We start from the raw sequence: 23,415 nt of genomic DNA, 5'->3' as shown, positions 1-23,415 counted from the left end.
GACCGCGCCCTCTGCGAAAAATCCGTCCGAACGCTTACAATCGCCGGCCCAACCGCCCAACCAGACAGGCCCGCCCGGAAATGCTGCTCGACCCGCCAACGATGCTCACCATCACCATCGCGCTTGCAGCCGCTGCCGCGCTGTACCTGGCGATCGAATGGCGCAGCATTCGTGAATCCTCGCTACTGTTCTGGAGCGCCGGTTTCGCCACGATCAGCGTCGGCTCGACCCTCGCCCTGATGCGCAGCAGCGGCTTCCTGTGGCTAGGCATCTGGTTCGCCAACGGCTTGCTGGTGACCGCGCACTTCTTTTTCCTGCTGGGCGTTGCGCGTTTTACCCAGACACGGCTGTCGCCGGCCTGGTACCTGATTTTCCTGACCTGGCTGGTGATGCTGCTGTTGCCGGACGGGCCGTTGTGGTCGAAAGCCATGCTGGTCGCCAATTCGCTACTGGTGGCGATCCCGACGCTCAAGGCCAGTTCGCTGTTGCGCCCGCACGGCAAGTCGCTGAGTGTCGGCGCGGTGCAATTGCGGTTTGTGCTGCTCGGCCATGGCCTGTTCTACGTGGCCAAAGCGTTGACCGTGGTGATTCCTGGCACGTTGATCGACTTGGCAGCGTTTCGCGGCGAGATCATTCAGATTTCTCTGGTCGAAGGCGCAATGGCGATCATGTTGATTGCGCTGTCGATGACCGGTACTGAGCGTTACCGCCGCGAAAAGCAGATCGCCCGCCTCGCCGAGCGCGACCCGCTGACCGCCCTGTACAACCGCCGCGCCCTGGAAAAACGTGCGCCGCGCCTGCTGCAACAGGTTTCGCCGCAACAGCCCGGCGCCCTGCTGTTGATCGACATCGACAATTTCAAACTGGTCAACGACCAGTACGGCCACACCGCCGGCGACCGTTTGCTGATCGCCTTGAGCGAAATGATCCTCGCGGTCCTGCCGCGCAATGCATTAACGGCGCGACTCGGCGGTGACGAGTTCGTCATTCTGCTGAACAACGCCGCCAGTGAACGCATCGTCGAACTGGGCAACACCCTGCGCGATCAGTTTCAGACGATGGCGTCACAGGCCTTTGCCACGCCGGCCGCCGTCACCCTGAGCATCGGCGCTACCGCGTTCGACACGGCGCCGGCCAGCCTCGCCGCGCTGATCGAACAAGGCGACCTCGCCCTCTACGAATCCAAACGCGGCGGACGCAATCGCCTGCGTCTGACCGGGCTCACCACTCCAGGATAAAAAAACCATGTCCAGCCTCGACACGCCCCTGCAAGACCTCGCCGCGCCCGAAGGCGTCTGCTATGGCTGCGGCGGCCGCAACCCGCACGGCCTGCACGTGAAAAGCCGCTGGCACGACGACGGCATCCACGTCATCGCCGAGCATTTGCCGGACGGCCAATATTGCGGCTGGCCAGACCTGGTCTACGGCGGCCTGATCGCCATGCTGGTCGACTGCCACTCCAACTGGACGGCGATGGCCTACCACTACCGCGCAGAGAACCGCGAAGCCGGCAGCTTGCCACGCATCGACTGTGTCACCGGCAATCTGGGCATCAAATTCATCAAACCGACACCGATGGACGTGCCGCTGATCTTGCGGGCCAGGGTTGACGGTGATGTCGGGCGCAAGACGCGGGTGATTTGCGAGGTGTATGCAGGGCAAGTGCTGACTGCGGTGGGCGACTCGGTGTTTGTGCGGGTCGATACCGGGCAGTTGGCAGACGCGGCGCATGGGCGCTGAGCGCAGTCTATAGCCAAGCGTCACCCGTTGGCGGGCTGAGCTCCACAGCATGCTGCGTAAGTCGCCTCGCCAACGACACGCTCGTCAGTTGCTGGACCTGTCGAACTTGTCCGGATCTTCATCCTCGGGCAAGTCTTCCACAGGCTTTTGCGGATTCGCGGTGGTATGCGCCGGGCTGTTCGGTTCGGGGCGGGTGGGGATCGGATCGAATCCGCCCTGCTCTTCACTGGGGAATTTGGGGTCGTTCATAAGGCACCTCGCCAAGAGTCAGTTTTGGGGGACTCTGAATATTCGAGGTGCCATTGGCAATGGTCGTTCCGGTCAGTCAGTGACCGCCGGTCGGCCGCTTATTGGCCCGTCAGCGGTTGCCCGGCCAGTTGGGCGACGATCTGCTCCTTGACGATCACACGCTTCTCTTTGAGCTTTTTCAGCTCGTCGTCAGTGGGGGCGTCTGACTGGGCGTTCTCGGCCTCGACTACTGCCTTGTCGACGTCGAAGTATTTATTCACCAACGAATCCAGCTTTGGATCCTCGGAGCGTTTTTGCTCGATCTCTTCCTTCTTGCAACCCAGGTCCTGATACAGATCATGTGAAACCGGCATGAAACACCTCCATCAATTGATCGACAATCAACGCGACCGATGCGCTGACTCGTTATCAGCATGGCCTCACCCGCAGGCGTCTGTCGACACTCTGTCAGACCAGCGGTTGCCGTTCGTCGCCCTGTCGTAAATGCGATAAAACCTTTGCCGTCTGCGCTCGCTCCATTGGATAACGCTCACAAAAACCTGCGTGGAGATACCCAATGGACGGATTCAACCTGCGTCATCTCGCTCTGGCTGTTGCCCTGTCTACCGGCATGGGCAGCGCCTTTGCCGCGACCGACAATGACTTTGTCGATAACGCCGCCGCCGGTGGCATCGCTGAAATCGAAACCAGTCGCCTGGCTCTGGAAAAAAGCCAGTCCGCCGACATCAAAGCCTTCGCCAACCAGATGATCACTGATCACAGCAAGGCCAACGATGAGCTGGCGAAGATTGCCAAAGCCAACGACATCGAAGTTCCGGACACCACCACCCTGGTCAAACAGGCCAAGGAGAAGATTCTCGACATGCGCGATGAATCCTTCGATGCGGCCTACGCCAACAACCAGGTCAAGGCTCACGAAGAAACCATCGAACTGTTCAAGAAACAGGCGAACACCGTGACCGATGACAAGGCCAAGGGTGCGACTGAACTCAAAGCCTTTGCGCAGAAAATGCTCCCTGCGCTGGAAAAACACCTGGCCCACGCCAAAGAGCTGCAAGCCAAGCACCCGAGCAAATAAACGCCCGGGCAATAAAAAGCCGCATCCATGGATGCGGCTTTTTTGTGTTTGTGGAGCAATCAACCACCGTCGGTATCGATATCGGCATCGGTGCTCTCGCCTGGCGCAGGTCTGTCCGGATCGGGCTTGAAGCCGGGGCTGAAGTCGTTGCTGTTATCGTTGTGATGCTGCTTCTGATCGACGTCACCGCGAGCACTGTCCGCCTGCCCTTCCTCACTTGGCGCGGGCGTGGGTTGCCCCGGCGTCTGCGGGTCGATCGCAGGGTCGTTGCGGTTGATCGAATCAGGCGATTGATGTTGCTGTTGCGACGCTTGATCGTTCATGGGCACCTCATTCATAGTCCAGCATTGTTGTTCCAGCACGACTGGAAAAAACGTCGGCTTGTAACGTTCGAAGCCGCACGCTATGGATTCGTTCAATACATCGCAGCCTGATGCCAAGCGACTACAGTCAACTTGACGCAACAGGCAAAAAATCCCCGTTCAAAGCACAACTATTTTCAGCGGCGAATGTCAGTCAATTCGCGCCGGCCATTTCGCCAGCCCGGCCCCCTTACGTAACGGAGCGACACGCACATGGCAGCACTGCAGAACAGCACAGTCGAAGCAATCAAGAACAACCAGACTCAACTGTTGAACGAATGGACCAAACGCCTCGAAGCCAGCGGCGCGACGCGCAATCTCAAAGAGCATGACATCACTCAGCAAACCCGCGACTTGCTGAGCCTGCTGCTGGCCGGCCTGGAAAATGGCAACGGCAGTAAAGTCGCCGCCGCCGGCTGGGAAGACACCCGTCAGTTCCTTGAAAAGCTCTCGCAGAGCCGCGCCCTGCTCGGCCAGGATTCCCAGCAGACCGCCAACTTCATCTTTGCCCTGAAGGGTCCGTTGTTCGCTTTGCTGCAAAACCATTATCAGGATCAGCCGGCACTGCTGGCCGAGCAATTGCTGGAAATTTCCGAACTGATGGACACGGTCGGCATGCACACCATCGGCACCTTCCAGAAATCCCGTGAGGCGGTAATCAAGCGTCAGCAGGAAGAGCTGCTGGAACTGTCGACTCCGGTGGTGAAACTGTGGGACGGCGTGCTCGCCCTGCCAATGATCGGCACCCTCGACTCGCAGCGCACGCAAGTGGTGATGGAATCGCTGCTGCAACGCATCGTCGACACCGGTTCGGAAATCGCCATCATCGACATCACCGGCGTGCCGACTGTCGACACCCTGGTCGCCCAGCACTTGCTGAAAACCGTCACCGCGATTCGCCTGATGGGTGCCGATTGCATCATCAGTGGCGTGCGCCCACAGATCGCGCAAACCATCGTGCACCTGGGCCTGGACCTGCAAGGCGTGGTCACCAAAGCCAATCTGGCCGATGCGTTGAAGCTGGCCCTGACACGCCTGGGCATCACCCTCGGCAAAGCGGTCTGAGCGATGGAACGTATTCCGATTCTTCAAATGGGCGATCTGCTGCTGGTGACCATTCAGGTCGACATGCATGACCAGCTCGCCCTGACCCTGCAGGACGATCTGTCCGAACGCATCAGTCGCACCTCGGCGCGCGGCGTGTTGATCGACATTTCCGCGCTGGACATGGTCGACTCGTTCATCGGGCGCATGATCGGCACGATTTCCGGCCTGTCGAAAATCATGGACGCCGAAACCGTACTGGTCGGCATGCAGCCGGCGGTGGCGATCACCCTCGTTGAGCTGGGCATGACCTTGCCGGGCGTCAGCACCGCGCTGAACGTCGAGCGTGGAATGAAACTGCTGCAGGATCGAGTACGCCTGCAATGATCGTACGCAGCAGCGGTACTCAACCCATTCTCATCGAACAGGACGTGGTGCTGGCCCGCCAGACCACGCGCAAGCTCGCCACCGAATGCGGCATGCGCCTGATCGACCTGACCAAACTGGTGACCGCCGTCAGCGAGCTGGCGCGCAACACCATGGTCTACGGCGGTGGCGGCGACATGGACTGGCAGATCCTCGAGGAAAACGGCAGGGTCGGCTTGCGTCTGACGTTTCGCGACGAAGGCCCGGGCATCCCCGACATCAAGCTGGCGATGACCGACGGCTGGACCTCCGGCAGCGGCTTGGGCCTTGGGCTGACCGGTGCCAAGCGTCTGGTCAACGAATTTGAACTCGATACCGAGCCCGGCAAAGGCACACGCATAACGATCACCCGATGGACATGAATATCGCTGGGTCGATGACCCAGGTTTTGCTGATCGAGGACAGCAGCCAGATCGGTCACGCGCGGCGCACCGCGCAGAAACTCGCCGAGCAGCATGGTTTCGATGAAAACGATGCCGGCCGTGTCGCACTGGTAGCGACAGAACTGGCCAGCAATGTGCTCAAGCACGCGCAGCGCGGTGAGTTTCACCTGCGGGTACTGGTGCGGCCGGGCAACGGCTTCGGCATTGAAATGCAGACGATAGACCGGGCTCAGGGCTTTGATTTCGATGCGTGTCTGGCCGATGGTTTTTCCACCGGCGGCACGCAAGGCATTGGCCTGGGCGCGGTTTCACGGCAGACCGACGCGTTTGATGTCTATGCTGACCACCGTGGCGCCGTGCTGTTGGCGCGGATCTTTCCACGCAGCGATCGTCAGGCCGATATCCGTTATGGCGTCAGCCAGCATTCGCTGCATGCCGATCCTGCGTGCGGTGATGTCTGGCACCTGGCGTATCAAGGCTCGCGGATCAGCGCGCTGGTGATTGATGGCCTGGGTCACGGCGAAGATGCCGAACGTGCAGCCTTGGCCGGGGCCCGGGCGTTCGCCCGAGCGCCGTTTGCCGATCCGGTGAGGTTGATGGAAGATCTGCATCAGGACATGCTCGGCACCCGTGGCGGCGCCGTGGCATTCGCCCAGTTTGATAGCCAGCGCGATGGCCTGACGTTCGCCGGTGTCGGGAATATCGGCGCCAGTCTGCTTGACCCGGAAAAATCGCGCGGCCTGGCCTCGCACCCCGGCATCGTCGGTGCTCAATACCGAAAAGCCAAACCTTTTGACTATGCTCACGTGAACGGACATTTATTGATCATGTACAGCGACGGCCTACAGTCCCGTTGGAACCTCAAAGACTACCCCGGCCTGGTCCATCGCCATCCCGCGGTGATCGCCAGCGTCCTGCACCGCGACTTCTGCCGCGGCCGCGATGACGTCACGGTGCTGGTCGTTGCGCTGGAGGCCGGCCATGGTTGAATCGACTGACTTGAGCCCTGCCGAACAGCTAGCGCTGATCGAGCAGTTGCAGCGCGAAACCACCGCGCTGCGCGAAGAACTCGATGAAACCAATCAGGGTGTGCTGGCGCTGTACGCCGAACTCGACACCCAGGCCGAAGAGCTGCGTCAGGCCTCGGATCTGAAGAGCCGTTTCCTGTCGTACATGAGCCACGAGTTCCGCACGCCACTGGGTTCGATCCTGAGCATCAACAGCTTGCTGGCCGACGAACTCGACGGGCCGCTCAGCCCGGAACAGCACAAGCAGGTGGCCTTCGTCAGCACCGCCGCCCGCGAACTGAGCGACATGGTCGATGACCTGCTCGATCTGGCGAAGATCGAGGCCGGGCGCATCAGCATTTCTCCCGCCTGGTTCGACATGTTCGACCTGTTCTCGGCCCTGCGCGGGATGTTCCGGCCGATCGTCGATGCCTCGGCAGTCGATCTGATTTTCGAAGAACCGCGTGGTCTGCCGCGCCTGTACACCGATGACAAGAAGCTTGGGCAGATTCTGCGCAACTTCATCTCCAACTCGCTGAAGTTCACCACCCGAGGTGAAGTGCGGGTGTCGGCGCGCATGGAAGGCGAAGACCGGATTCGTTTTGCCGTCAGCGATACCGGCATTGGCATTGCGGCGGAGCTGCATGACACTCTGTTCGAAGATTTCTCTCAGGTTGATTCGCCGTTGCAGAAACGCCTGCGGGGCACCGGTCTGGGCCTGTCACTGTGCAAGCGTTTCGCCGCGTTGCTGGGCGGCGAAGTCGGGGTAGAAAGTACGCCCGGCGTCGGCTCGACGTTCTTTGTCATCATCCCGCTGGCGATCGCTCTGGAGAACGTCGATGAATCGTGACATCCGCCTGTTGATCGTCGATGACAACGCGGCCACTCGTTATGCCTTGCGCCGGCGCCTCGAGCGCCACGCTTATACCGTGCTGGAAGCCGGCACCGGCAGCGATGGGCTGGCCCTGATCGAGAGCGAAGCGCTCGATGCGTTGATCCTCGACGTCAACCTGCCGGACATGAGCGGTTTCGATATCGTCCGCCTGCTGCGTGCCGACCCGCGAACGGCGCTGCTGCCGGTGATCCATGTCTCGGCGGCATCGATCCAGACCGGCGATATCATCACCGGCCTCGACGCGGGCGCCGATGCCTATCTGATTCACCCGGTCGACCCCGATGTGCTGCTGGCCACGCTGCGCACTCTGCTACGGGTACGCGACACGGAAAACGCTTTGCGTGAGAGCGAGGCGCGTTTTCGCGAAATCTTCGCCAACGTCTCGGCACCGATCGCGGTGCTCGATGCCAGCCTTAAAGTGCATGAGTGCAACCAGGCGTTCGCCCAACTGATCGTCGACAACCGTAACCCGCTGGCCCTGCAGGAATGCTTCGCCGAGAATCAATCGACGATTCTCGACGAATTGCGTCTGCGTCTGGTGGACGGCGAGCGCTGGAAAGGCACGCTGAACATGAGCGTGCAGGGTGAGATCCGCGAAACGCAGTGGCAGATCTCGCCCTATCGCACGCCGGAACTGAGCCTGGTGTTCGTCGAGGACGTCACCGAACACCGCCACCGTGAGCGCTCGCATCTGGCGCAGCTGGACGACACCACTACGCAACTGGCCAAGGAAGTCGCCGAGCGCGTGCGTGCCGAAGCACAATTGCTGCAAGTGCAGAAAATGGATGCCCTGGGCAAGCTCACCGGCGGCATTGCCCACGACTTCAACAACCTGTTGACCGGGATCATCACCAGCCTGGAACTGATTCAGAAGCGCATCGCCGATGAGCGCCTGGACAAAGTGCAGTTCTATACCGAAGCGGCGCTGAATTCGGCGATGAGCGCGGCTTCGCTGACCCATCGCCTGCTCGCGTTTGCCCGTCAGCAACCGCTCGACACACGACCGGTGGACATCAACGAGCACGTTCGCTCGCTGGAAGAGCTGCTGGTGCGCACCATCGGCGAGCGCATCACGCTCAAGCTGGAACTGACCAATAAACCGGCGATTGCCCTGGTCGACCCGGTGCAGCTGGAAAGCGCGGTGCTGAATCTGGTGATCAACGCCCGCGATGCCCTCCCCTCGGGCGGCAACATCTGGGTCAACACGTACGCCGCCTATTCCCATGGCGATCCGAATCTGGCCGATGGCGCGTACGTGGCCCTGTCGGTGCGGGACGATGGCACCGGCATCGAACACAACGTGATCGACAAGGTGTTTGAGCCGTTCTTCACCACCAAACCGCTGGGCCAGGGCACCGGGCTGGGCCTGTCGACAATCTACGGTTTCGCCCGTCAGTCGGGCGGTGATGCGCACATCCGGAGCGTCGCCCGGCGTGGCACCGAAGTGACCATCATGCTCCCCGGCACCAACGACCCGACCGGTGCCGACGCCCCGGCGCCGTTGCCCGATGCCAAGGGCAGCGGCGAGCATGTGCTGATCGTCGAGGACATGGCCACGGTGCGCTTGTTCGTCACCGAAGTGCTCGAAGATGCCGGTTATCGTTGCACCCAGGCAGTCGATGTCGAATCGGCGCTGGAGCGTTTGCAGAATGATCCGTCGATCCAGTTGCTGTTGACCGACGTCGGCCTGCCGCGCATGAGCGGCCGCGAACTGGCTGATGTCGCCCGTGGCTGGCGCGAAGGCCTGCCGATCCTGTTCATGACCGGCTACGCCGAAACCGCGCTCAACCGCCAGGTGTTCCTTGGCACGGGTATGGACATGCTGGTCAAACCGTTCCAGATCAACGAGCTGCTCGACAAGGTTCGCCGCACGCTGGATGGCGCCTGATCTGCCGCTATCGCTGGCAAGCCAGCTCCCACACAGATACCGGACAGGCCGCGATCCTGTGTAGGAGTGAGCCTGCTCGCGATCGCGGCTGATCAGTCAGATCATTTTCACCTGGCACACCGCTATCGCGAGCAGGCTCACTCCTACAGGAGATGCGTCGTCTGCGCGGTAGCGCATGGAACCGCCAGCGATGGCGTCATCATCGGTTCAGGGCACGCGCGAGAAACGGCGCCGTCTTGCTTTTCTTGCTGGCGGCAACTTTTTGCGGTGTGCCGGCGGCGACGATTCTGCCGCCCTGATCCCCGCACCCGGGCCGATGTCGATCACCCAGTCACTCTGCGCGACCACGCGCATTTCATGCTCGACCACAATCACCGTGTGCCCCGCCGTCACCAGCGTATCCAGTTGCTCCAGCAGCCGATCGACATCGCGCGGGTGCAATCCGGTGGTCGGTTCGTCGAGTACATACAAGGTCGCGCCGCGCTGATTGCGCTGCAATTCTGTGGCGAGTTTGATGCGCTGCGCCTCACCGCCGGACAACTCGGTGGCCGGCTGCCCGAGGCGCAGGTAACCGAGGCCAATGTCGCGCAGCACTTCCAGGGAGCGGCGGATCGCCGGTTGCTCGGCAAACGCCGTCACCGCCTCATCGACGGTCAGTTGCAGCACCTGAGCGATGCTCAAGCCTTGCCAGAGGATCGCCAGCGTCTGCGGGTTGTAGCGCGCGCCATGACAGGTCGGGCACGGCGCATAAACGCTGGGCATGAACAGCAATTCGACACTGACAAACCCCTCGCCTTCGCAAGTGGCGCAGCGGCCCTTGGCGACGTTGAAAGAAAACTGCCCGGCGTCGTACCCCTCGGCGCGCGCCGCGTCGGTGGCGGCAAACAGTTTGCGCACGTTGTCGAACAGCCCGGTATACGTCGCCAGATTGGAGCGTGGCGTGCGGCCGATAGGCTTCTGATCGACTTGCACCAGACGCTTGATCGATTCCAGCCCCGCCGTGACCTGGCCGCCGCTGACCTGCGGCGCATCGTCTTCAAGGCTGAGTTCTTCCGGCTCGGCCTCCACCGTCGGCCGGCCCAGTTGCGCACCGACCAGTTCGAGCAAGGCCTGGCTGACCAGACTCGATTTGCCGGAGCCGGATACGCCGGTCACCGAGGTGAAGCAGCCCAAGGGAAATTCGGCACTGAGGTTGTTCAGGTTATTGCGGGTGATGCCCTCAAGCTTCAGCCACGCCGAGGGCTTACGTGCCGCCCGTGGCGGACGCTGCGCTTCGCCGAACAGATAAGGTCGGGTCTGCGACGACTCGACCTCGGCCAGACCGGCTGGCGGTCCGCTGTATAACACCTGACCACCCTTCTCGCCCGCCGCCGGCCCGACATCGATCAGCCAGTCGGCGCGGCGCATGGTCTCCACATCATGCTCGACCACGAACAGCGTGTTGCCGTCCGCCTTCAATCGTTGAAGCGCTTCGAACAACGCCTCGCCATCGGCTGGATGCAAACCGGCAGAGGGCTCGTCGAGTACGTAAATCACGCCGAACAACTGCGAGCCCAACTGCGTGGCCAGGCGCAAGCGCTGCAACTCGCCGGATGACAGCGTCGGCGTGCTGCGCTCGAGCGCCAGATAACCCAGGCCCAGATCGGTCAGGGTGCTGACTCGTTCGAGCAAATCCTCGGCGATGCGCTGCGCCGCAATCCGTTTTTCCAGCGACAGGTTCGGCGTGTGCCGCACATCCGGCGCGCTGGCGTGACCACTGCCGCCGTGGGCCACGCGCTGCTGGCGGGCCTCGCGGGTTTGCGCATGACTGAGGGTGGCGCTGCTTTCTTCAGCCTGTTCGAGATATTCCGCCGCCGCGACCGGGCGCAACACCTCTGCCAGTTGCAGCAACGGCATCTGCGACAGCGCACCGATGTCATGCCCGGCAAACGTCACCGACAACGCCTCGCGCTTCAGGCGTTTGCCTTCACACAACGGGCACGGGCTGCCGAGCATGAACTGCGAAACGCGCTTTTTCATCAGCGCACTTTGTGAGTGGGTGAAGGTGTGCAGGATGTAGCGACGGGCGCCGGTGAAGGTGCCTTGATAACTCGGTTCCATCTTGCGCTTGAGGGCGACGCGGGTTTCTTCCGGGGTCAGCCCGGCGTACACCGGAACCGTCGGGGTTTCTTCGGTGAAGAGAATCCAGTCACGCTGCTTTTTCGGCAGTTTCTTCCATGGAATGTCGACATCGATACCCATCGTTACGAGAATGTCGCGCAGGTTCTGCCCCTGCCACGCCAGCGGCCACGACGCCACCGCGCGCTGGCGGATGGTCAGGTTCGGGTCCGGCACCATCAGCGCCTCGGTGACTTCGTAGACGCGACCGAGTCCGTGACATTCCGGGCAGGCGCCCTGCGGGGTATTCGGCGAAAAGTCCTCGGCGTACAACATCGGTTGCCCCGGCGGATAACTGCCGGCGCGCGAATAAAGCATGCGGATCAGGCTGGACAACGTGGTCACGCTGCCCACCGAAGAACGTGTACTCGGCGTACCGCGCTGTTGTTGCAAAGCGACAGCGGGCGGCAGGCCTTCGATGGAATCGACATCCGGCACGCCGACCTGATCGATCAAACGCCGCGCATAAGGCGCCACAGACTCGAAATAGCGCCGCTGCGCCTCGGCGTACAGCGTCGAAAACGCCAGCGATGATTTGCCCGAACCGGACACCCCGGTGAACACCACCAAGGCGTCGCGCGGAATGTCGACATCGACGTTTTTCAGGTTGTGTTCGCGGGCGCCGCGAACCCGGACCATGCCGGCGGGCGCTTTCGAGCTGCGTTTGGAAATCATCGACCTGCCTTGCTGAAGGAGTGTGCAACGCTCAACTGCTGAGGACCGCGCGGATTGTCTGCAGCAGGGCCTGCGGACTGTACGGTTTGCCGAGCAAATGGGTGTCGGGGCTGAGCTGGTGATTGCGCGAAATGATGTCGCGGGTGTGCCCGGACGTGAACAGTACCGCCAGCGGCGGCGTCTGCACCTTGGCCCAGGCGAACAGATCGGAACTCTTGATCAGCCCGGGCATGACCACGTCGGTAAAAATCAGATCGACGTCGGTGCCTTCGAGCAATATCTGCATCGCCACATCGCCATTGCCGGCCGTGACCACGCGATAACCTTCCTCGCGCAACAACTCGACCACCGAGGTGCGCACGGCATCGTTGTCCTCGACCACCAGAATCGTCTCGTTGCCGCCGCTCTGCTGGCGTTGCAGATTGGGCGATTCGTCGAGGATCGGGCGCAGACTGCGCGGGAAATACAACTGCACCCGCGTACCCTCGCCGATCCGGCTGTCGATCTCGACGTGGCCGCCGCTCTGCTTGACGAAACCAAAGACCATGCTCAGCCCCAAACCAGTGCCCTGGCCATCGGCCTTGGTAGTGAAAAACGGCTCGAACACTTGCTCGAGAATATCCGGCGGGATACCGGCGCCGCTGTCGCTGACCGCGACTCGCACGAAGTCGCCGGGATTGATGCCTTTACCGGCACAAAACGCGCTGTCGAGCTGGACATTGGAGGCACTGAGGCCGATCACGCCCTCGCCTTTCATGGCATCGCGGGCATTGATCGCCAGGTTGAGAATGGCGTTTTCCAACTGATTGCGGTCGACGTAGACATGCCACGGTGCCGGCGGCAGCTGCACATCGATCTGGATGGTTTCGCCCAGCGCGCGCTGCAGCAATTCACCGACGCCTTCGAAGATCTGCTGCGGGTTGCATACTGCCGGTGACAGCGGCTGGCGCCGTGCAAACGCCAGCAGTTGCGAAGACAGCTTGGCGCCGCGCTCGACCGCTGCCAGCGAAGCACCGACCCGGCGCTGCACATTGGCGTTGTCCGGCTCATGCCGTGCGAGCAGATGCAGATTGCCGGCGATCACTTGCAGCAGATTATTGAAATCGTGTGCGACGCCGCCGGTCAATCCACCGATCGATTCAAGTTTCTGCGACTGGCGCAACTGCTCTTCAGCCGCGAGCCGCGCCTCAACCTCTTCGGCTACGCGTTGCTCGAGGTTGCGAGTGAATTTGAGCAAGGATTCTTCGGCGTTCTTGCGCTCATGAATATCGATCAACACGCCGGGGAAGCGCAGCGGCGCGCCGTCGTCGTCGAATTCACAAGCGCCGCTGGCCAACACCCAGAGGTAACTGCCATCGCTGCGCAACACCCGATATTCGGCGTTATACGGCTCACCGGTTTGCACCGAATGGGCGACGCGCTCCTGGACCCAGGCGAGGTCATCGGGATGAATGCGTGAGTCGGCAATGTCCTGGGCCAGGTTGCTCAGGTCCTGGTCGGGCGGATAGGAAAAGGTCCGGGCGAAGCGCTCATCAGCCGAGAGTCGGTTGTTTTTGATGTCCCAGACAAACGAGCCGAGCAACGCCCCGGCATTCAGTGCTAGCCGCACCCGCTCGTTATCGGCGCGGTAAGCGTTTTCCGCTTCCTGACGCAAGCGTTCGGAAATCACCAGCTCGGTGGTTTCCACCACCATCGCCATCACGCCGGCGGGCGCCCCTTCATCATTGGCCACTGGGCTGTAATAGAGATCGAGCCAGACGTCCTCCGGGACGCGATCACGCAACAGCACCAGAAGTTTATTGCGATAGGACAGCGTGCCGCCCGCCAGGCAGGTGTCGACCACATTGCGATTGAATTCGGCGACTTCCGGCCAGCCCAGCTCGACGGGCGCGCCGAGCAGATAAGGGTGACGACCGCCAGCGAACTGAGAATAGGCGTCGTTGTAGATCATGTAACCGGCACGGCCCCATAGCATCACCATTGGCAGTGGCGAGGCCAGCATCAGTTGTACCGCGCTGCACAGGCTGGCCGGCCAACTGTGCAACGGGCCCAGCTCGGTGTGGCTCCAGTCGAACGCGCGGATGCGCTCGGCCATTTCGCCTTTCCAGCCGTCACAACCGTAGCTATCGGATAAAAACTGCATCGATTGACTCGGTGTCCTGTGGTGAATGCCCGATCTGTCGCGACGCCGGAACGACGCGACGCTCGTGTGTTTCGAGCGTCTTCGGTCGTATTGGTTTCATCAGAGATTAGCCGATTTGTTCTCCGCAGCCGACTAGACGCCGATCAAGTGCTTGAGCGGGTGGTAGCCGGTTTTCATTTTCGCGGCGACGTCGAGAATGGCTTTCTCGATACCGTTCAGATGGGTACAGGTCAGTTCGATGGCTGCGTTCTGGTTGCCGGCCTCGATGTGCTCGATCAGACGCAAGTGCTCGTCGTCGCGGCAGACTTCGTGGCTGTCATCATCCAGTGCCGCGGCATACAGCGAGGCGCGAGAAATCAGCTTCTGGAACCAGTCGAGCAACACCGGGTTGTTCAGGCTGCGCGCCAGTTTGAGATGGAATTCACCCAGCAGGTAAATCAGCCGTTCGTGATCGCCCGCCGCGTGGGCTTCGTCTTCGAGCAGCAGGTGCGCGCGCAGGTCCTGCATCGCCGCCGGATCTTTGCGCCGGCACAGTTCGGTGACGATGCCGATCTCGATCAGACGGCGGGTTTCGAACAGCGAACGCAGCTCTTCGTTGCTCGGTAATGACACCGACGCGCCCTTGTTGGGCTCGGTGGTGACCAGCCCTTCGGCTTCCAGTTGCTTGAGCGCCGCGCGCACCGAGGTGCGGCTGACGTTGAACAGCTCGGCCAGCGAGGCCTCGCCCAGTTTCATCCCCGGACGCAGCGAACGCTTGCTGATCGCTTGGTAAACCCCTTGATAGACGCGGTCGACCGTGGTCTCCGGTTTCTTGTCGGTCATACGAACACTCCTTTGGCGTCGGTTGGCCCGAGGCGCAGAATATCGACTTTGGCGTCAGGATACAGGGGTTTCGGTGGGGAGATTGCGCAGGGACTGACCACTATGTTGATCGTTCCCACGCTCTGCGTGGGAATGCCGCCATGGACGCTCTGCGTCCACTGTGACGCGGAGCGTCACGGGATGCATTCCCACGCAGAGCGTAGGAACGATCACCGGTAGAGGGTCAGTCGGTGCCGTATTTCGGCGAACGCGGGCCGTACAGCAGGCCTGCCGGGTGGCCGGCGGAGAGCAGACGATTGCTCGCCACACCGGCAATCGGGTAGCCGGCGTCGGTGGAGCTGTTGATGATCTGCTTCACGGCGGCAGTGATCAGCATGCCGATCAGGCCGCCGCCACCGTTGTTGCCACCCTCTTCGCTCGATGCGCGCGCCGTACCGGTCCACAGCGTCGTGCCGCTTTTCAGGTCGACCAGTTTCGCCGTCGCGGTCACTGCGGTTTCGCTGCTGATCACCATGTAGCGAGTGCCGTATTCGGTCACAGTGATGTACAGCGCAGCGTCCGCACCGAAGATTTCCTTCAGTTTGTTCGGCGGTGCCTGATGAATGTCATCGGGTGTGGTCATGCCGTTCTGGCGGAAGGTTTCATCAACCAGGGTGATCGGCAGGACGTAGTAACCGGCCTCGGCCAGCGGGAACGTCACTTGCGACAACAAGCTGTAGGAAGCTTTCACGTCCGGCGAAGTATTGAGCGGCGGCAGGACCAGAATGGTCTTCGGGCGTGCCTGTTTATACGCCGAGTAATCCACGGTTTTCGGCGCGACGCAGCCACCCAGTACGGTCAGGGCCAGACCGGCGATCAGCCATTTGCAGCTACGCGAGATCATTGGCTGACTCCGGCCTTGGCGTTTTTAAGCAAAAAGTCCATGTACGTGCCGGACTCGGGAAACAGCGTTTTTTCGGTATTGAACTGCTGCACCATCTGATCGTCCTTGCCCATGCTCAGATAGAGCAAGCCCAGGTGCGCGTGGTAGCCCGGCGGTACGGCTTTGCCGGTCGAGCGGATTTTCTGCAGATCACGTTCCAGCGCTTCGGCCTGGGCTTCTTTCGGCTCTTCGCCTTTGAAGTACTCGTAGACCTGCGGCTCGTAGCCTTCCCACTGGTACAGGGTTTTCGGCCCGGCACAACCGGCGAGCAGCATAGTGGCGGCCAGGGTCAGCGCCAGCAGCGGGCGCGACAGATTCGGTTTCATGGGTGTTGCTCCTTGCAATGGGCGTCGATCAGTTGCCCGGTTTCCAGGCACCGGCGTTCATGCCATCGACCAGGCGATTGATCGCCTCGCGCATGGCCAGATCCAGGACTTTGCCGTTGAGGGTGGAGTCGTAGGCAGCGGTGCCACCGAAACCGATGATTTCGCGGTTGGACAAGGCGTACTCGCCGGCGCCCTGGGTCGAATAGACCACTTCAGAGGTGCTGATATTGACGATGTTCAGGTTGACCTTGGCGTAGGCGACCTGGGTCTTGCCGCGACCGAGAATGCCGAACAACTGGTGGTCGCCGGTTTCCTTGCGACCGAATTCGGTGACGTCACCGGTGACCACGTAATCAGCGCCTTTCAAGCGCTGAGCCTGGCCTTTGATGGCGGCTTCCTGCTGAATTTCGCCCATGTTGTCGCGGTCCAGCACGCTGAAGCGGTTGGTCTGCTGCAAGTGAGTGATGAGGATGGTCTTGGCCTGGCCGCCGAGACGGTCGACGCCGTCGGAGAAGATGCCGCGCATGTAGCTGGAGCGGTTGTCGAATTTGCCCACAGCCATTGGCACGCGAACACCGGTCCAGACCTGAGTGGCGCTTTCGACCTTGGCCACCGGCAGCGCGCGGGAGCTTTCCGTGGCGCAGCCGGACAGCGTGGTGGCCAGCGTGCCGAGCACGGCAATCGCCACGCCAGAGACCAACATCCGGGAGATCATTCTCACTGAGTATTTCCTTCTTGAAAAACGGGGTGTCCCGGCACGGCAAAGCGCTGGCCAGCAGAAAAGGGCCGGCATTATGACAAAGTGCCATCATTCATGACAGATTTTTTTGACGTCAATTAACAGGCTGGGAATTCAGGCTCGCTCTCACCGCTTTGTGGTGATCGTTCCCACGCTCTGCGTGGGAAATGCAGCCATGGACGCTCCGCGTCCACTGTGACGCAGAGCGTCACGGGAGGCGTTACCACGCGGAGCGTGGGAACGAGCGGCCTGGGGCCGGTTGATCAGTGAAAATCCCGGCTCTGCACGCGAATGCCGTTGAGCAGCGGGCTCAGGTCACTCAGGCGTCCAGCGATCAAATGCCGCACTTCGCCCTCGCGTTCCCAGCGGCCATCGACCCTGAGCAATTGCGAACCAACCAGAACTTGCCGTTGACGCTCGGCCAGATCGCGCCAGACCACCACATTGACGTTGCCGAATTCGTCTTCCAACGTGACGAACGTCACCCCGCTGGCAGTACCGGGACGCTGGCGCCCGGTCACCAGCCCGGCCATGCTCACTGGCCGGCCATGTTCGACATCGAGCAATTCCCGCGAGCTGCGACAGCGCAGCGAGCGCAATTCGCCGCGCAACAGTGCCAGCGGATGCGGGCCCAAGGTGGTGCCGACGGTGGCGTAGTCAGCGTGCAGATCCTCGCCGACGCTGGGTTTGGGCAGCAGCACTTCCGGCTCCTCCTGGCTGGGCAGGCCGGCAAATAGCCCCAACTGTTTCTGCACCCCGGCCACTTCCCAGCGCGCGCGATGCCGATGCCCGGCCAGGCCCCGCAAGGCCCCGGCATCGGCGAGCAAGGCTTGCGCGCGGCTGTCGAGCGCTGCACGTTCGCCCAGATCGGCAACATCGGCGAACGCTCCACGCGCCCGCGCCGCTTCGATGCGCCGGGCGTCGTCCTCGCGAAAGCCCTTGATCATGCGCAAGCCCATGCGAATCGCCGGTTGTGGCCCGGTGGTGGTTTCCAGGCTGCAATCCCAGTCGCTGGCACGTACGTCGACCGGGCGAATCTGCAATTGATGACGGCGCGCATCCTGCAGAATCTGGTCCGGGCTGTAAAAGCCCATCGGCCAGCTGTTGATCAGCGCGCAGGCAAACGCTGCTGGTTCGTGACACTTGAGCCAGCAACTGGCATAGGTCAGCAAAGCGAAACTGGCCGCGTGGGACTCGGGAAAACCGTAGCTGCCGAAACCTTTGATCTGTTCAAATATCTGCGCAGCGAATTCAGCTGTATAGCCGTTCTTCTTCATGCCGGCGGCCAGGCGTTCCTTGTGCGGTTCCAGGCCACCGTGACGTTTCCACGCGGCCATGGAGCGGCGCAACTGGTCGGCCTCGCCGGGGCTGTAGTCAGCGGCCACAATGGCGATCTGCATCACCTGTTCCTGAAACAGCGGCACGCCAAGGGTGCGTTCAAGCACCACTTTCAACTCCGGCGACGGATAACTTTCCGCTTCTTCTTTATTACGCCGGCGCAGGTACGGATGAACCATCCCGCCCTGAATCGGCCCCGGCCGGACAATCGCCACCTGGATCACCAGATCGTAGAATTTTTGCGGACGCAGGCGCGGCAGCATCGACATCTGCGCCCGCGATTCGATCTGGAATACGCCGATGGTGTCGGCGCGGCTGATCATCGCGTAGGTCGGTTTGTCTTCGGCTGGAATCGTCGCCAGACTCAAATCGCGCTGGCGATGACGGCGCAGCAGATCGAAACAGCGGCGGATCGCGCTGAGCATGCCGAGCGCCAGGATATCCACCTTGAGCAGGCCAACCGCGTCGAGGTCGTCCTTGTCCCACTGAATGATCGTGCGCTCGGCCATGGCCGCGTTTTCGACCGGTACCAGGGTGTCCAGCGGTTGCTCGGAAATCACGAAGCCGCCGGGGTGTTGCGACAGGTGCCGGGGGAAGCCGATCAATTGCCCGGTCAGGCTCAAGACCCGGCGCAGCAGCGGGCTCTCGGGGTCGAAACCGTTTTCGCGCAAACGCTCCAGCGGCGGGGTTTCGTCGCTCCAGTGGCCGCAGCAATCGGCCAGTGCATTGATCTGGTCCTGCGGCAATCCCAGGGCCTTGGCCACATCCCGCACGGCACCGGCAGCGTGGTAGCTGCTGACCACTGCGGTCAACGCTGCGCGACCGCGGCCATATCGACGGAAGACATATTGCAGGACTTCTTCGCGGCGTTCGTGCTCGAAATCGACGTCGATGTCCGGCGGCTCGTTGCGCTCTTTCGACATGAAGCGTTCGAACAGCAACGTGGTGCGTTCCGGGTCGATTTCGGTGATGCCCAAGGCAAAACATACCGCCGAGTTGGCTGCCGAACCACGGCCCTGACAGAGGATGTGCTGCTCGCGGGCGAACCGCACCACGTCGTGTACGGTGAGGAAATAGCTTTCGTAGCCGAGCTCGGCAATCAGTTGCAGCTCCTTGTTGATCTGCCGTAGCACCTTGAAGGGTGCGCCTTTCTTCCAGCGCCAGGCGATGCCCTCCTTGGTCAATTGGCGCAACCAGGAAGTGGCGCTGTGGCCCTGGGGCACCAGTTCTTTCGGATATTGATAACGCAATTCGCTCAGATCGAAGGTGCAACGCCGAGCGAGGGCGACCGTTTCGTCGAGCAAGGCCTGCGGATACAGCTCCCGCAGCACCTCGACACTGCGCAAATGCCGCTCGCCATTGGGGTGCAAGCGCAAGCCCGCTTCGGCCACCGGCAGGTGATGGCGGATCGCAGTCATGGTGTCCTGCAGGGCGCGGCGGCCACGGGCGTGCATGTGCACGTCGCCACTGGCCACGGCGCGAATCTGCAATTGGGCAGCCATACTCAGCAACGCCGCCAATCGCTGGTGATCATCCTGACCGCGGTGCAACTGCACGGACAGCCACAGCCTGTCGCCGAAGGTCTGTTTAAGCCAGTCGCCCTCCCGCTGTTCATCGATCGAGTCCGGCACCCACAACACCAGCAGCCCCGACAGCGGCTCGTCGAAGTCCTCGCGCAGGATTTGATACTGGCCTTTCTGCGTACGCCGCCGCGCCCGGGTGATCAAGCCGCACAGCGTCTGATAACCGGCCAGGTTCTCCACCAGCAGCACCAGCTTCGGGCCGTTTTCAATGCGTATTTCGCTGCCGATGATCAGTGGCAGCTCAACCGACTTTGCCGCTTGCCAGGCGCGCACAATCCCGGCGAGGGTGCATTCATCGGTGATCGCCAGGGCCTGATACCCGTGCTTTTTTGCCCGCTGAAACAACTCGAGCGCACTGGACGCACCACGCTGGAAACTGAAATTCGACAGGCAGTGCAGTTCGGCATAACCATGGCTCATGCAAACCAGCCCTGCAGCCACAACGGACCGCCCTCACCCACCGCACGATAGGCCCAGCCCTGTTGGCCGGCGCGGTTCTGGATCAGGTAATAATCGCGGCGCACGTCATCGCCGTCCCACCAGCCGGACTCGATGCGCTCCGGGCCCATGAGAATCCGCGCCGAACCTTCCGGCACGCTTTGCGGCTCAGTGAGTAGCCAGCCCGGCCGCTGCACGCTCGGCAGGCCTGCGCAAGGCTGCTTGTCGACGCCGAACTGCCAGGCGCACTCAGGGCGATGATCGGCTTGAAAACGCAACCCCTGCACCGCATCGTCGCCCAGCCGTGCGCGCAGACGTTCGCGCAACTGCTCCCACGGCAGGGTCTGCTGCGGGCGGTCGTCAAACAGCTCCTGAAACTGCGGCACGAAACTCGGCAGATCCTCGGCGCGCAGGCGAAAGCCGCGCACCGGCGCCGCGACTTGCACCTGTTCCAGCCGGCCACGCGCCAGTTCGAAGAGCATCGCCGGATCACGCTCGGCGCTGAGCAGGCCAACCTTGATCAGCGTGTCCGGCAAACCAGCGTGCTCCAGATGCAGATCGAATCGCTGCACGCCGCTGTCGCGCCCACAAAGAAATGCCGACAGATCGCCGGTCAGACGCCGCAACGGGAACAGCAGCGCCTGATGCGACTGCACATCGAAGTTGAGTTCGATACGCACATCGAAACGATCGGGGGCAAGTAGAATTGCAGTGCCAGTGGCCGCGCGCCGAACAGGGTGTCGAGGTGTTTGAGCATCGACGCTTCGAAGCGCCGCGCCAGGGTCTGACGCGGCAGGCTCTGCACTTGATTGAGGTGGCGCAGCCCCATCCGTGAAAGTGCCGTGGCCACGCTCGGTTCGAGGCCAACACGGTCGACAGGCAATTGCCCGAGATGATGTTGCAAGGCCTCGCCGTCCGGCACCACCAGCCCATCGTAGGCATTGGCCAGTATCCTGGCAGCCACCGGATTGGGTGCGGCAACGATGCGATGGCGAAAGCCCAGATCAGTCAGCTCCTGACGTAACCGCGCTTCCAATTGCGCCCAGGTGCCGAACAGCCCCAGGCTCGATTCGATTTCAAATACCACGGTACGCGGGTAATGCACGCTGACCTGCGCACTGAAACGATACGCCCACGCCGCGAGAAACTGCTGCCAGCGCTCGACTTCGGCAGCCTGGTAATCAACGGTGGCAAAACCTTTGCTCATGGCCTGCGCCGCGGTCATCGATTGCCCCGCACGCAAACCCAGTTTGCGCGCCGCCGGGTTGACCGCCTGCAATACCCGGCGCTGGGCCGGCCCGTTGAGCAGCACCAACGGCTCATCGGCATCGGGGCGCTGACGCAGCACAGCGTCCAAAGCCAATTGCGGGAACAGAATGCACACCCAACGCATGACGGTCTCAGTGCCCCACGGCAAAAGCAATCGGTGCCGTACGCGCCAAACCACCTCGGCATTTGAGGATGCGCAATTGCGCTGGTCTGGCGTCGATGGCAATCCGTAGCGCCGCCGGCGACGGGTTGACCGCTTCGCTCAACGATCGCCAGGCAAAGGCCAGGGTCTGGCCTGACTCGGCGGCCACCTGCAGACGTCGCAAGGCGCGATCATCCGCCTTGTGCGGCCAGCACAGCACCGCGCCACAACTGCCCGAACGCAGGCATTGTTCCGCCGCCCACAAGGCATCACGTTCGCTGGCCTGAATCACCGACAACTGGCGCAGGTCGACCCCGGCGCTGGCCCAAGCCTGCGGGTAAGGCACAAACGGTGGCGCGACCAGCACGATGCGCTCCCCCGCCGCCGCCAGACGCGCCAGCGTCGGCCAGACCAGTTGCAGCTCACCGACACCGGGGCCGGCCAGCAGAATTTCGCTCAACGCACCTTCCGGCCAGCCACCGCTGGGCAGTGCTGCGTCGAGTGCGGCATGCCCGGTCGGCTGTGGACTGGCCGCCGGCGGCGCAGGCCGGCCCTTCCAGACCTGGCCGCCATTGAACAGCGTATCCAGCGCAACGACGGCGCCCATCAGCCTTGCCTCACCAGACCGCAGAACACCCCTTCGATGGCCAGATCCTGATCGTCACGCACGACAATCGGCTGATACGCCGGATTGCGCGGCAACAGCCGCACCTCGGTGCCCAGCCGCTCGAAGCGTTTGATGGTCACTTCACCGTCGAGCCGCGCCACCACGATCTGCCCATTCAGCGCCTCGGGATTGCGCCGCACGCCGACCAGATCGCCGTCAAGAATGCCATCCTCGATCATCGAATCGCCCTGCACCCGCAGCAGGTAATCGGGGCTGCGCGAGAACAGCCCAGGGTCGAGCATCAAGCGCCCATGCACCTCGGCATCAGCGCCAATCGGCGCACCGGCGGCCACCCGGCCAAGCACAGGAACATCGAGCAGTTCCGGCCGCGGCGGCTGCCCGAGCAAACGGATACCCCGGGCCTGATGCGGGTTGACCTCGATAAACCCGGCGTCAGTGAGCGCCAGCACATGCTTGCGCGCCACGCTGCGGGAGGCAAAACCAAAAGCCTCGCTGATTTCAGCGAGGCTTGGAGATTGACCGTGCTCGGCGATACGCTCGCGGATGAAGGTCAGGATGGCGGTACGGCGGGGAGTCAGATTGGTCATGGAGTACATTTGTACTCTTGTGGGAATTTCCTGACAAGCACCGTCAGTCAGGTGGGAGTAATCCAACCTGTGCAGCAAAAATCGCAGCCGTGACGCGGAGCGTGGAAACGTTCAATAAAGCCAGATCAAGATCAAGACGAAGATCAAAAGCCCCTCACCCTAGCCCTCCCGAAACGTCGGACCGCCCGTAGGGAGAGGGGACTGACCGAGGTGAATGCGAGAGTTACGCCAACACGCGATACCGAGTCGAATGCATATATCAAAACCAACCAAAATCGGCTCCCTCTCCCTCGGGAGAGGGCTGGGGTGAGGGGCAGCCACACCACCAATCCCCAGCCAACCACCCGCTTCTAACCACTCAACAATGAGCGTTAGCTCGCGTGCTCTTGATCTTGCGCCACCGGCGACATCGGAGCGAAGGAACCCGAGCCTGCGAGGGCCGTACGTAGGAGCAAGCCTTTTTGGGTACTTTTTCGGCGTCTGGAAAAAGTGCCTCGCCGTAAGGGCGAAACCGCCAGCCGCATCCCCCACAGCAACGGATATGTACCCAATCACGCACCCTTCCACCACGAAA

Annotated in this window: 20 protein-coding genes and 2 pseudogenes; 9 read left to right on the top strand and 13 right to left on the bottom strand. The window is 62.0% G+C overall.

Features of this window, described 5'->3' with window-relative positions; translation table 11 throughout:
• Positions 1 to 80: 80 nt before the first annotated feature.
• Positions 81 to 1,238: a GGDEF domain-containing protein gene (locus M0746_RS09785; protein ID WP_258448992.1), complete on the top strand. Its 1,158-nt coding sequence runs from the start codon at positions 81 to 83 to the stop codon at positions 1,236 to 1,238.
• A gap of 7 nt (positions 1,239 to 1,245) precedes the next feature.
• On the top strand, positions 1,246 to 1,740 hold the full coding sequence (locus M0746_RS09780) for a PaaI family thioesterase (protein WP_258448991.1): 495 nt from the start codon (positions 1,246 to 1,248) through the stop codon (positions 1,738 to 1,740).
• 84 nt (positions 1,741 to 1,824) lie between these two features.
• On the opposite strand, the gene M0746_RS09775 is transcribed toward M0746_RS09780, so the two are convergent.
• Both M0746_RS09775 and M0746_RS09770 read right to left on the bottom strand, forming a co-directional pair.
• Positions 1,825 to 1,989, bottom strand: coding sequence for a hypothetical protein (locus tag M0746_RS09775; protein WP_258448990.1), 165 nt, complete (start codon positions 1,987 to 1,989; stop codon positions 1,825 to 1,827).
• A 98-nt stretch (positions 1,990 to 2,087) separates the two neighbouring features.
• Complete coding sequence (locus M0746_RS09770) at positions 2,088 to 2,342, bottom strand: DUF465 domain-containing protein (protein ID WP_208940944.1); 255 nt, start codon at positions 2,340 to 2,342, stop codon at positions 2,088 to 2,090.
• Between the two features lie 203 nt (positions 2,343 to 2,545).
• Here M0746_RS09770 and M0746_RS09765 point away from each other — a divergent pair, with 203 nt between their 5' ends.
• Positions 2,546 to 3,067 carry a DUF4142 domain-containing protein gene (locus tag M0746_RS09765; protein ID WP_258448989.1) on the top strand — a complete coding sequence of 174 codons (522 nt, stop codon included), beginning with the start codon at positions 2,546 to 2,548 and terminating at the stop codon, positions 3,065 to 3,067.
• A 59-nt stretch (positions 3,068 to 3,126) separates the two neighbouring features.
• Here the strand turns inward: M0746_RS09765 and M0746_RS09760 are convergent, their stop codons facing one another.
• Positions 3,127 to 3,390, bottom strand: coding sequence for a hypothetical protein (locus M0746_RS09760; RefSeq protein ID WP_258448988.1), 264 nt, complete (start codon positions 3,388 to 3,390; stop codon positions 3,127 to 3,129).
• Positions 3,391 to 3,642: 252 nt separating this feature from the next.
• Here M0746_RS09760 and M0746_RS09755 point away from each other — a divergent pair, with 252 nt between their 5' ends.
• From M0746_RS09755 to M0746_RS09730, 6 genes are read left to right on the top strand one after another with little or no spacing between them, the layout of a single operon-like run.
• A complete protein-coding gene (locus M0746_RS09755; protein ID WP_258448987.1) occupies positions 3,643 to 4,494 on the top strand; it encodes an STAS domain-containing protein in 852 nt (283 codons plus the stop codon).
• 3 nt (positions 4,495 to 4,497) lie between these two features.
• The gene (locus M0746_RS09750; RefSeq protein WP_090283199.1) at positions 4,498 to 4,860 is read left to right on the top strand and encodes an STAS domain-containing protein; all 363 of its coding nucleotides are present in this window, start codon (positions 4,498 to 4,500) and stop codon (positions 4,858 to 4,860) included.
• Positions 4,857 to 5,261 carry an anti-sigma regulatory factor gene (locus M0746_RS09745; protein ID WP_258448986.1) on the top strand — a complete coding sequence of 135 codons (405 nt, stop codon included), beginning with the start codon at positions 4,857 to 4,859 and terminating at the stop codon, positions 5,259 to 5,261. Before M0746_RS09750 ends, M0746_RS09745 begins: the two co-directional genes overlap by 4 nt.
• Positions 5,258 to 6,271, top strand: coding sequence for an ATP-binding protein (locus tag M0746_RS09740; protein ID WP_258451459.1), 1,014 nt, complete (start codon positions 5,258 to 5,260; stop codon positions 6,269 to 6,271). The genes M0746_RS09745 and M0746_RS09740 overlap by 4 nt, the downstream gene beginning before the upstream one ends.
• A complete protein-coding gene (locus tag M0746_RS09735; protein WP_258448985.1) occupies positions 6,264 to 7,139 on the top strand; it encodes a sensor histidine kinase in 876 nt (291 codons plus the stop codon). Before M0746_RS09740 ends, M0746_RS09735 begins: the two co-directional genes overlap by 8 nt.
• On the top strand, positions 7,129 to 9,072 hold the full coding sequence (locus M0746_RS09730) for a response regulator (protein ID WP_258448984.1): 1,944 nt from the start codon (positions 7,129 to 7,131) through the stop codon (positions 9,070 to 9,072). The genes M0746_RS09735 and M0746_RS09730 overlap by 11 nt, the downstream gene beginning before the upstream one ends.
• 199 nt (positions 9,073 to 9,271) lie before the next feature.
• On the opposite strand, the pseudogene M0746_RS09725 reads toward M0746_RS09730, so the two are convergent.
• The 10 genes and pseudogenes from M0746_RS09725 to lexA form a co-directional block, all read right to left on the bottom strand.
• Positions 9,272 to 11,904, bottom strand: a pseudogene (locus tag M0746_RS09725) (excinuclease ABC subunit A).
• Between the two features lie 31 nt (positions 11,905 to 11,935).
• Positions 11,936 to 14,047 (bottom strand): hybrid sensor histidine kinase/response regulator, encoded by a 2,112-nt coding sequence (locus tag M0746_RS09720; protein ID WP_258448983.1) that lies wholly within the window; start codon positions 14,045 to 14,047, stop codon positions 11,936 to 11,938.
• A 132-nt stretch (positions 14,048 to 14,179) separates the two neighbouring features.
• Positions 14,180 to 14,869 (bottom strand): GntR family transcriptional regulator, encoded by a 690-nt coding sequence (locus M0746_RS09715; protein ID WP_258448982.1) that lies wholly within the window; start codon positions 14,867 to 14,869, stop codon positions 14,180 to 14,182.
• A 223-nt stretch (positions 14,870 to 15,092) separates the two neighbouring features.
• A complete protein-coding gene (locus M0746_RS09710) occupies positions 15,093 to 15,752 on the bottom strand; it encodes a DUF799 domain-containing protein (RefSeq protein ID WP_258448981.1) in 660 nt (219 codons plus the stop codon).
• Positions 15,749 to 16,117 (bottom strand): DUF4810 domain-containing protein, encoded by a 369-nt coding sequence (locus M0746_RS09705; protein ID WP_258448980.1) that lies wholly within the window; start codon positions 16,115 to 16,117, stop codon positions 15,749 to 15,751. The genes M0746_RS09710 and M0746_RS09705 overlap by 4 nt, the downstream gene beginning before the upstream one ends.
• A 28-nt stretch (positions 16,118 to 16,145) precedes the next feature.
• Complete coding sequence (locus M0746_RS09700) at positions 16,146 to 16,832, bottom strand: CsgG/HfaB family protein (RefSeq protein WP_166223043.1); 687 nt, start codon at positions 16,830 to 16,832, stop codon at positions 16,146 to 16,148.
• A gap of 287 nt (positions 16,833 to 17,119) precedes the next feature.
• Positions 17,120 to 20,197 (bottom strand): error-prone DNA polymerase, encoded by a 3,078-nt coding sequence (locus M0746_RS09695; RefSeq protein WP_258448979.1) that lies wholly within the window; start codon positions 20,195 to 20,197, stop codon positions 17,120 to 17,122.
• Positions 20,194 to 21,608 (bottom strand): annotated as a pseudogene (locus M0746_RS09690) (Y-family DNA polymerase). The gene M0746_RS09695 and the pseudogene M0746_RS09690 overlap by 4 nt, the downstream one beginning before the upstream one ends.
• A 7-nt stretch (positions 21,609 to 21,615) precedes the next feature.
• Complete coding sequence (imuA, locus tag M0746_RS09685) at positions 21,616 to 22,233, bottom strand: translesion DNA synthesis-associated protein ImuA (protein WP_258448978.1); 618 nt, start codon at positions 22,231 to 22,233, stop codon at positions 21,616 to 21,618.
• A complete protein-coding gene (gene lexA, locus M0746_RS09680) occupies positions 22,233 to 22,850 on the bottom strand; it encodes a transcriptional repressor LexA (protein WP_258448977.1) in 618 nt (205 codons plus the stop codon). Before lexA ends, imuA begins: the two co-directional genes overlap by 1 nt.
• Positions 22,851 to 23,415: the final 565 nt, after the last annotated feature.

It is taken from the genome of Pseudomonas sp. S11P7, from assembly GCF_023195435.1.
In the GTDB taxonomy this organism is placed as follows: Bacteria; Pseudomonadota; Gammaproteobacteria; order Pseudomonadales; family Pseudomonadaceae; genus Aquipseudomonas; species Aquipseudomonas fluorescens_G.
The sequence above is the reverse complement of the archived record's forward strand: the minus strand, read 5'-3'. Positions and strand labels throughout refer to the sequence as shown.

Bases quoted from the DNA above. Each gene is read 5' to 3' on its own strand.
- M0746_RS09785 (WP_258448992.1), top strand. From the start codon at position 81: ATGCTGCTCGACCCGCCAACGATGCTCACCATCACCATCGCGCTTGCA.
- M0746_RS09780 (WP_258448991.1), top strand. From the start codon at position 1,246: ATGTCCAGCCTCGACACGCCCCTGCAAGACCTCGCCGCGCCCGAAGGC.
- M0746_RS09775 (WP_258448990.1), bottom strand. From the start codon at position 1,989: ATGAACGACCCCAAATTCCCCAGTGAAGAGCAGGGCGGATTCGATCCG.
- M0746_RS09770 (WP_208940944.1), bottom strand. From the start codon at position 2,342: ATGCCGGTTTCACATGATCTGTATCAGGACCTGGGTTGCAAGAAGGAA.
- M0746_RS09765 (WP_258448989.1), top strand. From the start codon at position 2,546: ATGGACGGATTCAACCTGCGTCATCTCGCTCTGGCTGTTGCCCTGTCT.
- M0746_RS09760 (WP_258448988.1), bottom strand. From the start codon at position 3,390: ATGAACGATCAAGCGTCGCAACAGCAACATCAATCGCCTGATTCGATC.
- M0746_RS09755 (WP_258448987.1), top strand. From the start codon at position 3,643: ATGGCAGCACTGCAGAACAGCACAGTCGAAGCAATCAAGAACAACCAG.
- M0746_RS09750 (WP_090283199.1), top strand. From the start codon at position 4,498: ATGGAACGTATTCCGATTCTTCAAATGGGCGATCTGCTGCTGGTGACC.
- M0746_RS09745 (WP_258448986.1), top strand. From the start codon at position 4,857: ATGATCGTACGCAGCAGCGGTACTCAACCCATTCTCATCGAACAGGAC.
- M0746_RS09740 (WP_258451459.1), top strand. From the start codon at position 5,258: ATGAATATCGCTGGGTCGATGACCCAGGTTTTGCTGATCGAGGACAGC.
- M0746_RS09735 (WP_258448985.1), top strand. From the start codon at position 6,264: ATGGTTGAATCGACTGACTTGAGCCCTGCCGAACAGCTAGCGCTGATC.
- M0746_RS09730 (WP_258448984.1), top strand. From the start codon at position 7,129: ATGAATCGTGACATCCGCCTGTTGATCGTCGATGACAACGCGGCCACT.
- M0746_RS09720 (WP_258448983.1), bottom strand. From the start codon at position 14,047: ATGCAGTTTTTATCCGATAGCTACGGTTGTGACGGCTGGAAAGGCGAA.
- M0746_RS09715 (WP_258448982.1), bottom strand. From the start codon at position 14,869: ATGACCGACAAGAAACCGGAGACCACGGTCGACCGCGTCTATCAAGGG.
- M0746_RS09710 (WP_258448981.1), bottom strand. From the start codon at position 15,752: ATGATCTCGCGTAGCTGCAAATGGCTGATCGCCGGTCTGGCCCTGACC.
- M0746_RS09705 (WP_258448980.1), bottom strand. From the start codon at position 16,117: ATGAAACCGAATCTGTCGCGCCCGCTGCTGGCGCTGACCCTGGCCGCC.
- M0746_RS09700 (WP_166223043.1), bottom strand. From the start codon at position 16,832: ATGATCTCCCGGATGTTGGTCTCTGGCGTGGCGATTGCCGTGCTCGGC.
- M0746_RS09695 (WP_258448979.1), bottom strand. From the start codon at position 20,197: ATGAGCCATGGTTATGCCGAACTGCACTGCCTGTCGAATTTCAGTTTC.
- imuA (WP_258448978.1), bottom strand. From the start codon at position 22,233: ATGGGCGCCGTCGTTGCGCTGGATACGCTGTTCAATGGCGGCCAGGTC.
- lexA (WP_258448977.1), bottom strand. From the start codon at position 22,850: ATGTACTCCATGACCAATCTGACTCCCCGCCGTACCGCCATCCTGACC.